A 12,639-nucleotide genomic window follows, 5' to 3' on the forward strand; every position below is an offset into this window, starting at 1 on the left:
ATTGGGGGGGCAAGTGGCTCCTGACCTCGGGTGACGCCTCGGCGTGCCCGTTTTCTTATTCGTAAGGTACAGAAGGTACGCAGCCCATGAATGCCTCGCGCCGGACCATCGCCCGCCTCGTCGCTCCTGTTCTTGCCCTGGCGCTGGTCGCCGGTTGCGCAACGCCGCCGCCTGCGGACGACAAGGAGGCCGTTGCCGAGTGGGAGCAGGTCAATGATCCGCTGGAGCCCATGAACCGGGCTGTCTTCGAATTCAACCTGGCCGCCGACAAATACGCCATCAAGCCGGCGGCCGAGGGGTATCGTGCCGTCATGCCGAAGTTCGGGCGCGAGCGGGTGCACAATATCCTGTCCAACCTGAACAGCCCGCTGGTTTTCGCCAATGACCTGCTTCAGGGCGAGGCCGACCGCGCCGTCCAGACTTTCTTCCGCGCCATGCTGAACAGCACCTTCGGCCTGGCCGGCTTTATCGACGTCGCCACCCCGGCGGGGATCCCCCCGCATGAGGAGGACATCGGCCAGACCCTGGCGGTGTGGGGCGTGGGCGAGGGGCCGTTCCTGATGCTGCCCATCTTCGGACCGTCCAATCCCCGTGATACGGTGGGCTTGGTGGCCGAGATGTTCGCCGATCCCTTCGATCTGGCCATGGCCAATATCGGCAGGGAATACATCAGCTACGCCCGCATGGGCATGACCGGCCTGGACAAGCGCGAGGATCTGCTCGACACCCTGGACGAGATTCAGCGGACGTCGCTGGACTATTACGCCTCGCTGCGTTCGCTGTATCGCCAGCATCGCGCGTCCGAGATCAAGAACGGCCGCGGCGGCGGGGAAAAGATCCCGGCTCCGGGGCTTTCGCGCACAAAGAGTGGTGAAGAGCTCTCCCAATCGGCGCAGTGACAGAGCATAGGCCGGAAAAAGCAATGATTTCGCGTCGTTCCCTTATCGTCGTCCTGGCCGGGGCCTTCCTTGGCCTCGGGTCCGATTGCGCCATTTCGGCCGAGGCCGATCCCAAGGCTTTTGTCACCCAACTGGCGGCCAAGGCCATGGAGACCATGACGGTCAAGGGATTGTCCGATGCCGAGCGCAACCAGCGCTTCCGGACCCAGTTCACCACCGAGGTCGATCTGTCGGAGATCGGCAAGTTCGTTCTGGGCCGTCATTGGCGCACCGCCACTCCGGAGCAGCAGCAGGAGTTCCTCAAGGCCTTCGAGGATATCGTGGTCTTGACCTGGGCGACCCGGTTCAAGGATTACGGCGGCGACCTGCGTCATGTGGTGACCAACGTCGCCGCCGATGGCGACCGTATCATCGTCGTCGATTCCAAGGTCGAGCGCGACCACCAGACGCCCATCAATCTTCAGTGGAAGCTGAAGAAGGGCGAGCTGGATCTTCGGGTCGTCGATCTGGTGGTCGAAGGTGCCTCCATGGCCATTACCTACCGCAATGAGTACGCGGCGGTGATTCAATCCAATGGCGGCAAGATCGACGGGCTTCTGGGCGCCTTGCGAACCAAGATCGCCGAGATGCAGGCCCCCGGCAAGGACGCCACCAAGTCCAACTGAGCCCTCCGGGCAATTCCAGCCAGTTCCAGACTATCGAACGTCACATGTGGCGGGCGATGGTCTGTTCATGGTTGCCCCTTGCCGGGGCGCAAGCCTTCAGCCTGCTTGGCTGCTGGCGGAGCCAGCGTCGGACGTGAAGCGGACAGCCCTAGAACAGAGATACCAGACTGTCGATCTGGGTCGTGCTCATGGCGGCCACCTGGGTCGCGTTGAAGGCGCCGGCCTGGGTTGCGCTCAGAGACAGAATCTGAGTGGTGCTCAGCGCCATCACGCTGGCGGTGGCGATGGACCCCACCTGAGTGGCGGTCAGGCCGTCAATCTGAGTGGTGGTCAGGCCCGCCACGTTGGTGGACCCAAGGGCCGCCAATTGGGTGATGGTCAGGCTCCCCAACTGGGTAGAGCTCACCGCGCCGACCTGGGTGGTGGACAGGCCGCCGATTCCCGTCGACGTCAATCCCCGGACTTGCACCGTGGTGAGTCCCGCGACCTGGGTGGTGGACAGGCCCAGCAACTGGGTTGTGTTGAAGGTCGCCAGGCTGCTGGCGGTCAGCCCCGAGACCTGTGTGGTGGTGAGGCTGGACAGCGAGGTCGCGGTCAGCCCGGCGGCCGCCGTGGGGTACAAGGATCCCAGGGCGGTGGCCGTCAGGCTGCCGAGCTGGGTCGTCGACAGAATCGACAGATCGGTAGAATCCAGGCCGCGGGCCTGGGCGGCGGAAATATTGGCCACCTGGGTGGTGGACAGCACCCCGACCTGGGTGGTGGTCAGCGCGGTGAGGCTGGTCGCGTTCAGCGCCGCCATCTGGGTGGTGGTCAGCGCGATGATTTCCGCCGAGGTCAGTCCGGCGATCTGGGTGGTGGAAAGGGTCGCGGCCTGGGCTGCGGTCAACCCCGCGAACTGGGTGGTGGAAAGGCTGGTCAGGGCGGTCGTCGACAACCCCATGATGGACGTCGTGGTGATCTTGGACAGTTGTGTGGTGGACAGGCCCGATAATTGGGTGGGAGTCAGGGCTCCCACCGAGAGCGAACTCAATTGGGCGATTCCCGTGGTGGTCAGTGCGCCGATGCCGGTGGAATCGATGCTGGTCAGCTGGGTGGTGGAGAGCGCCGTCACGGCCCCCAGGCTGAGTCCGGTCACCTGGGTGGTGGTCAGCGCCGCGAGAGTCGTGGTTGACAGCGCCCGGACCTGGGTCGAGGTCATGGATGCCATCTGGGTGGTCGACAGCACCGAGAATTGGGTGGTGGACAATGCACCGAGATTGGTGGTCGACAGGCCCTTGACCTGGGTCGCCGACAGCGAGGCGATCCCTGTGGAGGACAACCCGTTCAGCAAGGTGGTGGACAGTCCCGAAAGCTGGGCCGCCACCAGGCCTCCCAACTGGGTCGTGGACAAGGTGGCAACGGCCGTGGTGGTCAGGCCGTTGATCTGGGTCGCGCTCAGCGAGCCGAGCATGGAGGTCGCCAGCCCGCCCACCTGAGTGGTGGTGAGTGCTCCAAGTTCCGTGGTGGTCAGCCCCCGCACGGCCGTGGCCGGAACCGCGGCCAACTGGGTGGTGGAAAGCTGGACCACCTGGGTGGTGGTCAGGGCGCCGACACCGCTCACGCTCATGGCCGCAATGGTCGTGGTGGTCAATCCGGCAACCTGGGTGGTGGTCAGCGCCGCCACCTTGGTGGTGGCAAGGGTGGCGATAGCCGTTGCCTTCAGGCTGGAAATTTGAGTGGTCGACAGCTCTACCAGCCCGGTGGTGGAGAGCGCGCCGATCTGGGTGGTGGTCAGAGCGCCCATCTGGGTCGTGGTGAATGCCGCCAGCCCGGTCGTATTCAGAGTGCTGATCTGGGTGGTGGTCAGGCGTGCTGTCTGGGTGGCGCTCAGTGCGGTCAACTGGGTGGTGGTGATGGTGTTCAGTTGAGTGGAACTGAGCGCTCCAAGGCCAGCGAGCGACAATCCGCCTATCTGGGTGGTGGTGAACAGGCCGAGGCTGGTGGTTGAAAGGCCGGGGGCCTGGTTGGTGGTCAGCGCCGCCAGCTGGAAGGCCCCGATGCCGCTGATCTGGGTGGTGGACAGGGTGCCCAGGTCGGTGGTCGACAACGCCGCGAAGGACAGAGCCGCCAAGCTGCCCAATTGGGTCGAGGTCAGCCCGCCCAGTTGCGTGGTGGTGAGAACCGCCGTCACCGTGGGGCTCAGCCGGGAGATCTGAGTGGTGGCAAGCTGGGCCAGACCAGTGGTGTCGAGGATGGCCGCCTGGGTCGAGGTCAGCGCCGCCATCTGGGTGACGGTCAGGGCATTGACCTGAGTCGTGGACAATGCGGCGATGGTGGCGGTGGGCAGGCCGCTGAACTGGGATGCCGCCAGGGCCGCGAACTGTGTGGTGGACAACGCGGTAATCTGGCTGGAGGCCAGTGCGGCGATATCGGTGGTCTCGAGCCCGAGCATCTGGGTGGTGGTCAAGGAACCCAGGTCGGTGGTGGTCAGTCCCGCCAGGCCGGACGACGACAGGGCGGCGACCTGCAAGACGCTGAGCGACCGTAATTGGGTGGTTGAAAGCGCATCGAGGGTGGTGGTGTTGAGGCCGTTGACCTGGGTGGTGGACAGCCCCGCCACCTGGAGGGTGGATAGGCCTGCCACCTGAGTGGTGGTGAACAGCCCCAACTGGGTGGCGCTGAAACCCCTGAGTTGGGTGACGGTCAATCCCCCGATCTGGGTGGATGACAGGGCGGTCAACTGGGTGGAATTCATCCCCACCAGCACGGCCGAGGCTAGGCCGCCCAATTGGGTGGTGGACAGCACGGGAAGGGTGGACGAGGACAGCGCCCCCAACTGTCCGGCGGTCAGGCTGCTCATCTGAGTGGCGCTGAGACCTGCCAACTGGGTTGTGGACAGCGCTCCCATATCCGTGGTGGTCAATCCGCGCATCTGGGTGATGCTGAGCCGCGACAATTGGGTGGTCGAGAATTCCCCGAGCTGACTGGTGGACAGGCCGCCGATCTGCGTCAGCGTCAGGCTGCTGATCTGGGTGACAGACAGGCCGCCGACCTGTGTAGTGGACGCGGCGGCCAACTGGGCCGTGGTCAATCCGACGATGGCGGCGGCGCTCAGGGCGCCCAACTGGGTGGTGGTGAGCTGCGCCACCTCGGTGGTGCTGAGCCCCGTCACCTGGGTCTGGGTCAGGCGTGCCGTCTGAGTGGTGGTCAGGGCCGCGAACTGGGTGCTGGTGACGGAACTCAGTTGAGTGGTGGAAAGCAGCGCCACCTGGGAAACGCTCAATCCGGCGATCTGGGTGGTGGACAGGGTGTTCACCTGGGTGGTGGACAGGGCCTGTAGCGCGCTCATGGATAGCTGGTTGATCTGGGTGGTGCTGAGGGCGGCAAGTCCCACGCTGTTCAGGCCGCCCATCTGGGTTGGCGTCAGGGATGCCAGCTGGGTGCTGGCAAGGCCACTGATCTGGGTGGTGGACATGGAGGCGATCTGGGTGGTGGACAGCCCCGTCACGTTGGTGGCGGTCAGCGCGCCCAATTGCGTCGTCGACATGCCGGAGAGCTGGGTGGTGGTGATGGCTCCCAGGTCGGTCCGCTCCAGCGCCGCCACCTGGGTGGTGGTCAGTGCCGCCACGTCGGTGGTCTCCATGGCTGCCACCTGAGTCACGGTCAGTGCGACGATCTGCGCGGCCGATAGCGAGGCCATCTGGGTCGAGGTCAGATCGGCCACCACCGTGGTGCTCAGGGCCCGCACCTGGGTGACGGTCAGTCCCCCGATCTGGGTGGCGGTGAGGGCGCCCAGCTTGGTGGTGTCCAGCGCCGATACTTGGGTGGTGGACAACCCCCCGATCTGGGCGACGGTCAGTTGGGACAGCTGGGTGGTGCCCAGGGACGTCAATTGGGTGGTGGAGAGTCCCGCCACGCCAGTGGACGACAGTCCGACCAACTGACTGGTCGTCAGCCCGGCCAGGTTGGTCGTCGAAAGTGCGCTGACCTGAGTGGTCGAGAGCGCTCCGAATTGCGTGCTGGCCAGCCCGGCAATCTGGGTGGTGGTAACCGTGTTTAACTGGGTGGTGGACAGGCCGCGGATCTGACTGACGCCCAGCGCTCCCAACTGGGTCGAGGCCAGAACCCCCATCTGGGTCGTGTTCAGCGCTCCTACCTCGGTCACGGTCAGCCCACGGATCTGCAGCGGGGACAGGACGGCGATCTCGGCCGCCGGAAAGGCGTCCACCTGGGCCGCGCTCAACACCGCCAGCTGCGTGGCGGAAAAGCTCATCTGGACGGTGGCCAGCGCCTGGATCTGTGTCGTCGACAGCGCTGCCGTCTGGGCGGTGCCCAATTGGCTGATCTGGGTGGACGACAGCGCCTGGATGCTGGTGACGGTGAAGGCCCGGACCTGGGTGGCGCTCAGCGCCGTCAGCGAGGTGGACGACAGCGACTGCACCGCCGTGACCGACAGGGCGGAGATCTGGGTGGCGGTGAGAAAGGAAATGGACGACACCACGGCGCAGCACTTCCAGTTCGGGAAAGCCGTAACCTTCACCGAATAGCAGATGCGGTTATAACGCCGGGTTAACGTGGAACGTGAATTGAACCCCCGGCGGAGCTTTGCCATATTGTCGCCATGCTTGCCGCCGATGTTTTTTTTCCGCCGCCGCGACGCGCCGGTGGGCAAGCGACCATGACCAACCTGCAGGACACTCCCATGACCCTTTGTTTGAAATTCTCTTTGCCGCCGGCGCTTGGACTGGTGCTGGCGGTCGGCCTGTCCAGCCCCTCCTGGGCCAGCGACGCGTCGGACGTGGCCCGCGAAATGAAGCTGCCGGTTCCGGTGGTGGAAAGCACTCTGTTGGCCGTGGATGGGTTCTTCGCCGCGCCGGCCGCTCCCGCCAACCGTATGGTCAGCGGCACCTTCAAGGAACTGGCCCTCAAGGCTATCCGCCATCGCATGGGCAACCTGGAAGACAGCGTTCCCGGCAAGTCGTCGGATGCGGCCGCCGAGGACCGCAACGCCAACTACAAGGTCAATGTCCGCACTACCCGCCACGAAACCACGGAAAGCCGGGAATGCGTGGACAACAAGGTCACCCTGACCGCCAGCGAAGGCGTGCCGGTGATCAAGGACGGGGCCTTCATCTTCGACACCGCCCATCCCCGGGTGACGACCCACGGCTGGGACATCACCTTCTGCCGCACCCCGGCGGCGTCGGGCGGCTTTTCCGATTGGGTACTGGCGCCGGCGTCGCGCTAGACTCCCCCTTGTCCGTCAGCCCCCGGCTCCATCGGGTTGGAGGCTGGCGGCGGGTATGCCCATACGGCGGCGGCACTTGGCATCTTGGCCGAATGCTCCCACAATGCGTGGTGTGCGGGGGAAGGGGCTTGAAGACCATGCTGAAGCTGTTGACCTGGATTGTGTCCATTGGTGTCTGGTCGTCGGGCGCCCTGGCGGCCGAGATCGTTCGCGCCGCCTACGAGGACAAGTCGCTTCCCCCCTATTATACCGGCACGTCCGAGGTGATCGATGCCGATGCGCCGGGCGTTTCCGTCGAACTGATGCGCGAGGCGGCCAAGGCCGCCGGCCTGGAGATCCAGTTCGTGCGCATGCCCTGGGTCCGCTGCCTGAAATCCCTGCAGCGGGGCGACGTGGACGTGATCTTCAATTCCTCGTTCAAGGAAGACCGGCAGGAGATGGGGGTGTATCCCATGGCCAGCGGCAAGCCGGATTCCTCGAAGCGGCTGGCGACTATCTCCTATGCGCTTTACCGTCTCAAGGGGAGCGCGGTGTCCTATGACGGAAAATCCATCACCGGCCTCGACGGCGGGGCGGTCGGGGCGTCGTCGGGTTATTCCATCATCGAGGACCTCACCCGTATGGGGGTGAAGACCGAGGAGGCCGCCGATACCACCGCCAATTTCCGGAAGCTTGCCTTGAAGCGCATTCCGGCGGTGGCGGCCCAGGAGGCCCAGGCCGACCCCATGCTGATCAACTACCCCAACATCGAGAAGGTGATGCCGCTTCTGGTGTCCAAGGATTACTTTGTGATGGCCAGCCATCAGTTCTACGGCCAGCGGCGCGACGTGGCCGACCGGCTGTGGGCCAAGATCGCCGAGGTGCGCGAGGCGCGCTCGGCGGCTCTCCACGCCAAATATGCGCGCTGAGTCCGGGGCTCAGTTCACCGGTTCGGCAAGGGCCGGCCGTTCCGCTATTTGCTTGAAGACGATCAGGGTCAGGTCGTCGTAAAGCGGCTGGGCGCCGATATGGGCCTTCACGTCGGCGATGATGCTGTCCTTGATGGCTTCGGCGGGCCGCTGCCAGTTGGCGGAGATGACGTCGCACAGCCGGTCCAGGCCGTAAAGGCGGTGCCGGTCGTCGGCCGCCTCTGTGATGCCGTCGGTGTAAAGGATTACCGTGTCGCCGGGCCGCAGGGCCACGGTCACTTCGTTGACGAAGCATCCGATCTCGTCGACCAGACCCAGGGGCATGCCCAGATCCATGGTGTCGATCAGTTCGATCGCGCCGCCCTGGCGGGCGACGATGACCGATTCATGCTGGCCGCTGATCCGCATATGGCTGCTGATGCCGGGGTCGGTCTCGCCGTCCGGCGGGCCGGGGCGGTAATCCAGCAGGGCCAGGGTCAGGTTCTTGTCGCTGCCCATGCGCTGGATGTTGTTGAAGATGGTGCGGTTGAGCACGTCCAGCACCCGTTCGGCGCCGTCTTCGTCGCCGGTGATCATGGTGCGCACCGCGCTTTGGGTCATCAGCATGACGACGCCGCTTTCCAGCCCGTGGCCGGTGACGTCGCCGATGCCGAAGCGCACCCGGCCGTTTTCGCCGTGCAGGATGTCGTAGTAATCGCCGCCGACCTCGTTGGCCGGCTCCATATAGGTGGCCACGTCGAGCCCGCCGATGGCGGCCAGTTCGCCGGCGGTGGGCAGCACCATCTGCTGGATGCGGCGCGAGACGTCCAGTTCGGTGCCCATCCGCACGTTCTCTGCCTTGAGGATGAGGTTCAGCGAGCGGATTTCCTCGTTGGCGGCCTCGACCTCGCGGGTTCGCTCGGCCACCCGGCGTTCCAGGTCATGGGTTAGCGCCATCAGTTCGGCCTGGGCGGCGTCGCGCTCGTTCAGGCCGCGCTGCGACGAGGTCAGAAGGGCGTTCAGGCTGTCGACCAGTTCGCCCAGCTCATCATGGCCGTGGCCGGCCAGGGCGGGAACCAGATGCCGTCCGGGCTGGCCGGGATCGACCCGCGTCACCGCCTGGGCCAGACGCAGCAGCGGGCGGGTGATCATGGCGTAGAAGATGCCCACCACCAGGGCGACGATGCCCAGGGCGCGGGCCAGCCCCAAGGCCACATTCACACGTCCGCGGGCGTAGAAGTCGCTGGCGACGGCCTGGGGGGAAAGCCGGACTTCCAGCCGCCCCACATCGGTCTTGCCCACCGCGCCCAATCGCACCAGATCGCGGCGATAGACCAGGATGTCGCCGAACAGCAGCTCGGCGAGCCGCGAGGTGGCGGCGGCCTGTCCCTCGCGCCGGCGCTCGGCCAGCAGGTCGCCGAAATTATCCTGCAGCCTGGCCGCCTGGATGATCTCGTAATCCAGTAGCCCTTCGACCACCCGCTCCGCCAGTTGTGGGCTCAGCTGATAGGCCGCCTCCACCGCCGAGCCGTCGATGGCGCCGATGATCTGGGAGACCTGGGCCTGGACCTGGCTGCGCTTGGCGTGCCAGTCGAAGAACAGTTCGACCATGCCGCCGGCGGCGCTCAGCACCAGGACGACGGCAACCGTTACCACCGCCTGCTTGGCGGTCAGTCCGCGCAGGCGTGAGGTCATCCGGCTCAAATGATCTCCATCCTCAGCGACGGCATCAGCTTGCACAGATTGACCAGGGACTTGCCTTGCCACGCTACCGCCTTGGACCCGACCACGCACAGGTCCACCGTCTTGCGATTGCGGATTTCGATGACGAATTTCGACAGCATGGCGATGCCCGAGCTGTTGAGGAATTCCAGTTCCCTCAGGTCCAGAACCATGGCTCCCTCGGGAACCGCCTCGGACAGCAAGGTGGCGATGGGGGCGTATTCCTGCAATCCGTTGAGGCGAAGGATCCCCTTCAACGCCACGGTCTTTGTCGCGGCGTCCCATTCGACGGAGTGTTGATCCCCTTGGATGAGGGTTTGCATGTCTCGTCCCTGTCTCTAGATGTCCAGCCGGACCTGGGTGGTGATCTGGGAACTGCCGTCGGGCAGGGTGTCGAACCGCCACGCCAGCTTGGCGCCGTAATCATTGAGCATGGTCAGCAGTCCCAGCCCGGAGCCGCCGTCTTCACCCGCCCGCTCGAGCTGGCGGAGATACATTTCCGACGGGTCCGAGGCGGCCAGGGCGCGGACAAAGCCGAGAAAGGCCTCGCCACGCTCGCCGCTGGTCCGGTTGACCTCGGAAAACAGGATGGCGTCGGGAACCAGGAGCAGTTGGATGGTGGTGGGCACGGCGAGGCTCTCCTCGCTGTACTTCATGGCGTTTTCCAGCAATTCGTTGGCGATGTAGGCCACCGCGCTGCGAATGTCCTGCTGCCGCGCCAGGCTGGCAGGGTCGGCCTCGTCCTTGGGAAAGAACGTGGTGACGTAATCGGCCAGAAAATCGGCGGATAGTCCGTTGTTGCGCCAACGCTGCTTCAGCGGAATGGAACTGGCCGAGAAGGTCAGCGTCAACCCGTTGGTAACCGTGCCCATCAACTCGGAAAAATCGCCGATGACCTCTGCCATTCCCTCTCCCCTCGGAGGTTGCAAGTGCCGTTCGCGGGCCGGAGTGTGCCATCCTTCCCCGGCGGCCACAAGTCAGCCGTCGCGCAGAAAGGCCAGTCCCCGGGCATGGGCTGCTGGGATCTGAGCCGCCATGGCCAGGGCATCGTCCAGACGCCCTTCGCGCAAGGCGCCCTCCACGGCGCGGCAAAGACCGGAGATGCCGTTCAGGCCCAGTTGTCCCGAGCATCCGCTAAGGCTGTGGGCGGCTTCTCCCAGGGCTTGTCCGTCGCGCATGGTTGCTGCCCGGACAATGGCTTCGGCCAGGGATTGCGAGACGGTCCGATAGTCGCCGATGATCTCGACCAGGCCATCGTCGCCGATCCTTTCGGATAAGGTGACGAGGGCGGCGCGGTCGAAATCGGCGGTCAGGCGGCCCCGCATCTGGCGGTCGATGGCTTCGGTCAGTTGTTCGGGGGTGAACGGCTTGGAAATAAAGTCGTTCATGCCGGCATCCAGGCACTCCCGTGCCTCTTCGCGGGTCGCCGCCGCCGTCAGGGCCACCACCGGCAGATGGCCGGCGGGGGGCGGCATGGCCCGCAGGGCGCGGACCGCCTGCAGGCCGTCCATCACCGGCATGTGACGATCCATGAGGATGATGTCGACGGGGTGCGACGCGATGACCTCCAAGGCCTGGGCGCCGTTTTCCGCCATCAGCACCGTGTGGCCCTGGCGGGAGAGGAAGCCGCCGGCCACGCGCCGGTTGACCGGATTGTCCTCGACCACCAGCACGGTGAGACTCTGTCCTGCCTGGGCGGCCTCCTGCCCCCTGTGGGGGAGATCGGCCGGGCCCGGCCCGATCGCCCGTCCAGGGGCGCCAAACTGGTCGAGAGCCCGGATCAGGGCCGCTTCGCGCACCGGCTCGGGCAGGATTGCCACCGCATCGGTTTCCCCCGTGGTGGGCGTGGTTCCCAGGGGCGACAGGATGATGGCGGCAAGCCCGGAATTCCGGGCCAACACCTGCGCCTCGGAAAGCGCCATGCGTCCGCCGAGCAGCAGAACGTCGCCCGGCCGCCCCAGTGTCGCGGCACTGGCCTTGGTGGCCTCCATGACCTGGATGCCCCAGCCGGCCAGAATGGTTGTCAGCGCGGTGCGGACCGGTGCTTCTGGCTCCAGCAGCAGCAGCCGCGCCGGAGCATGGGCCGGGCGAGAACGTCCGGGGCTTGCCGCCACGGGGATCAGCGGAATTTGGAACCAGAACACGCTGCCCTGTCCCGCGACGCTGTCGACGCCGATCTCGCCGCCCATCAGTTCCACCAGCTGCCGGCAGATGGACAGGCCGAGGCCGGTTCCGCCGAATTTGCGCGATACCCAGGCGGCGGCCTGAACGTAGCGGCGGAACAGCTGGTCCCGCGCCTCCTCGGGAATGCCGATTCCGGTATCGGCGACGGCAAAGCGCAGTCCCTCGCCGCCGGTCCTGTGAACGGGCACCCGTGTCACCGTCAGGGTGACGCTGCCTTTTTCGGTGAATTTGATGGCGTTGCCGATCAGGTTCAGCAGCACCTGGCGCAGGCGGGACGGATCACCGGTGACCATGGCCGGAACATCCGGGGCGATGGCATGGGCTACCGCCAGGCCGCGCTCGGTGGCACGCATGCTCATCAGGCCGAAGCTTTCCTCCACCAGATCGACGACCTTGACCTCCAAGTGCTCGATCTGCAGCTTGCCGGCCTCGATCTTGGACAGGTCCAGCAACTCGTCGAGGATGTTGAGCAGCAGGCGGCCCGAGGACATCACGGTACCGGCGATGTCGCGCTGTTCCTGGGTCAGGGGGGTGTCTAGCAGCAACTGGGTCATGCCCAGCAGCCCGTTCATGGGGGTGCGGACCTCGTGGGAGACCACGGCGACGAATTCCGTCTTGGCCTGCGCCAGGCTTTCCGCCTGCTCCTTGGCGAGGTTGATGCGCTCGTTCTCAAGGCGAAGCTGCTCGTTGGCCAGCTCCTGCTCGATGTCGATCTCGTCGCTGTGCTGGGTGATGGTGTGGACCAGCATCTCGAGGTCGGCCTTCTGCTCGCCCAGGGCGGCAAGCAGGCGCTGCAGCTTGGCCTCGGCCCGGATGCGCTCGGCGATCTCGGCACGCATCTGGTCGTTGGCCAGCGCCAGTTCCGCCTCGATGGCGTCGCCATGCTCGATGGCGGCCTGAAGCTCGATCTCCAGGTCCGAGCGCTCCTGTTCGCCCTTGTCGAGAGCCGCGCGAAGACGCGCGAGTTCATCTCTCACGGCAAGGTCCCGCTCGTCTGTTCCGGCCCGGCTTGTCACGCGCTCTCCCGTTCCGCGGATTCTTCGCCCAGGCGGCGG

Annotated in this window: 9 protein-coding genes; 4 read left to right on the top strand and 5 right to left on the bottom strand. The window is 65.6% G+C overall.

The features are described 5' to 3' along the window. The first annotated feature begins 86 nt into the window (after positions 1 to 86). Together AMB_RS02240 and AMB_RS02245 are read left to right on the top strand one after the other, a co-directional pair. Complete coding sequence (locus AMB_RS02240; RefSeq protein WP_011382877.1) at positions 87 to 899, top strand: MlaA family lipoprotein; 813 nt, start codon at positions 87 to 89, stop codon at positions 897 to 899. Between the two features lie 23 nt (positions 900 to 922). After that, the gene (locus tag AMB_RS02245; protein ID WP_043743219.1) at positions 923 to 1,564 is read left to right on the top strand and encodes an MlaC/ttg2D family ABC transporter substrate-binding protein; all 642 of its coding nucleotides are present in this window, start codon (positions 923 to 925) and stop codon (positions 1,562 to 1,564) included. Between the two features lie 148 nt (positions 1,565 to 1,712). Here AMB_RS02245 and AMB_RS26235 read toward each other — a convergent pair whose 3' ends face one another. Continuing rightward, positions 1,713 to 6,044: a beta strand repeat-containing protein gene (locus AMB_RS26235; RefSeq protein WP_050750606.1), complete on the bottom strand. Its 4,332-nt coding sequence runs from the start codon at positions 6,042 to 6,044 to the stop codon at positions 1,713 to 1,715. 177 nt (positions 6,045 to 6,221) lie between these two features. On the opposite strand from AMB_RS26235, the gene AMB_RS02255 reads away from it, so the two are divergent. Further along, positions 6,222 to 6,791 carry a hypothetical protein gene (locus tag AMB_RS02255; protein ID WP_231848950.1) on the top strand — a complete coding sequence of 190 codons (570 nt, stop codon included), beginning with the start codon at positions 6,222 to 6,224 and terminating at the stop codon, positions 6,789 to 6,791. A 137-nt stretch (positions 6,792 to 6,928) separates the two neighbouring features. After that, positions 6,929 to 7,699, top strand: coding sequence for a substrate-binding periplasmic protein (locus tag AMB_RS02260; RefSeq protein WP_231849059.1), 771 nt, complete (start codon positions 6,929 to 6,931; stop codon positions 7,697 to 7,699). Between the two features lie 9 nt (positions 7,700 to 7,708). On the opposite strand, the gene AMB_RS23115 is transcribed toward AMB_RS02260, so the two are convergent. The 4 genes from AMB_RS23115 to AMB_RS02280 all read right to left on the bottom strand — a co-directional run bounded on the left by AMB_RS23115 (position 7,709) and on the right by AMB_RS02280 (position 12,561). After that, a complete protein-coding gene (locus tag AMB_RS23115) occupies positions 7,709 to 9,373 on the bottom strand; it encodes a PP2C family protein-serine/threonine phosphatase (protein WP_011382882.1) in 1,665 nt (554 codons plus the stop codon). 5 nt (positions 9,374 to 9,378) lie between these two features. Beyond that, positions 9,379 to 9,723: a slr1659 superfamily regulator gene (locus tag AMB_RS02270; protein ID WP_011382883.1), complete on the bottom strand. Its 345-nt coding sequence runs from the start codon at positions 9,721 to 9,723 to the stop codon at positions 9,379 to 9,381. A 15-nt stretch (positions 9,724 to 9,738) separates the two neighbouring features. Continuing rightward, positions 9,739 to 10,305, bottom strand: a complete 567-nt coding sequence (locus tag AMB_RS02275) for a slr1658 superfamily regulator (protein ID WP_043743223.1) — start codon at positions 10,303 to 10,305, stop codon at positions 9,739 to 9,741. A 72-nt stretch (positions 10,306 to 10,377) separates the two neighbouring features. Further along, the gene (locus AMB_RS02280) at positions 10,378 to 12,561 is read right to left on the bottom strand and encodes a hybrid sensor histidine kinase/response regulator (protein WP_050750607.1); all 2,184 of its coding nucleotides are present in this window, start codon (positions 12,559 to 12,561) and stop codon (positions 10,378 to 10,380) included. Between the last annotated feature and the right edge of the window lie 78 nt (positions 12,562 to 12,639).

The sequence above is a fragment of the Paramagnetospirillum magneticum AMB-1 genome (assembly GCF_000009985.1).
GTDB lineage: Bacteria > Pseudomonadota > Alphaproteobacteria > Rhodospirillales > Magnetospirillaceae > Phaeospirillum > Phaeospirillum magneticum.

Excerpts from the sequence above, each read along its gene's own strand:
- AMB_RS02240 (WP_011382877.1), top strand. The coding sequence starts at position 87 with ATGAATGCCTCGCGCCGGACCATCGCCCGCCTCGTCGCTCCTGTTCTT.
- AMB_RS02245 (WP_043743219.1), top strand. The coding sequence starts at position 923 with ATGATTTCGCGTCGTTCCCTTATCGTCGTCCTGGCCGGGGCCTTCCTT.
- AMB_RS02255 (WP_231848950.1), top strand. The coding sequence starts at position 6,222 with ATGACCAACCTGCAGGACACTCCCATGACCCTTTGTTTGAAATTCTCT.
- AMB_RS02260 (WP_231849059.1), top strand. The coding sequence starts at position 6,929 with ATGCTGAAGCTGTTGACCTGGATTGTGTCCATTGGTGTCTGGTCGTCG.
- AMB_RS23115 (WP_011382882.1), bottom strand. The coding sequence starts at position 9,373 with ATGACCTCACGCCTGCGCGGACTGACCGCCAAGCAGGCGGTGGTAACG.
- AMB_RS02270 (WP_011382883.1), bottom strand. The coding sequence starts at position 9,723 with ATGCAAACCCTCATCCAAGGGGATCAACACTCCGTCGAATGGGACGCC.
- AMB_RS02275 (WP_043743223.1), bottom strand. The coding sequence starts at position 10,305 with ATGGCAGAGGTCATCGGCGATTTTTCCGAGTTGATGGGCACGGTTACC.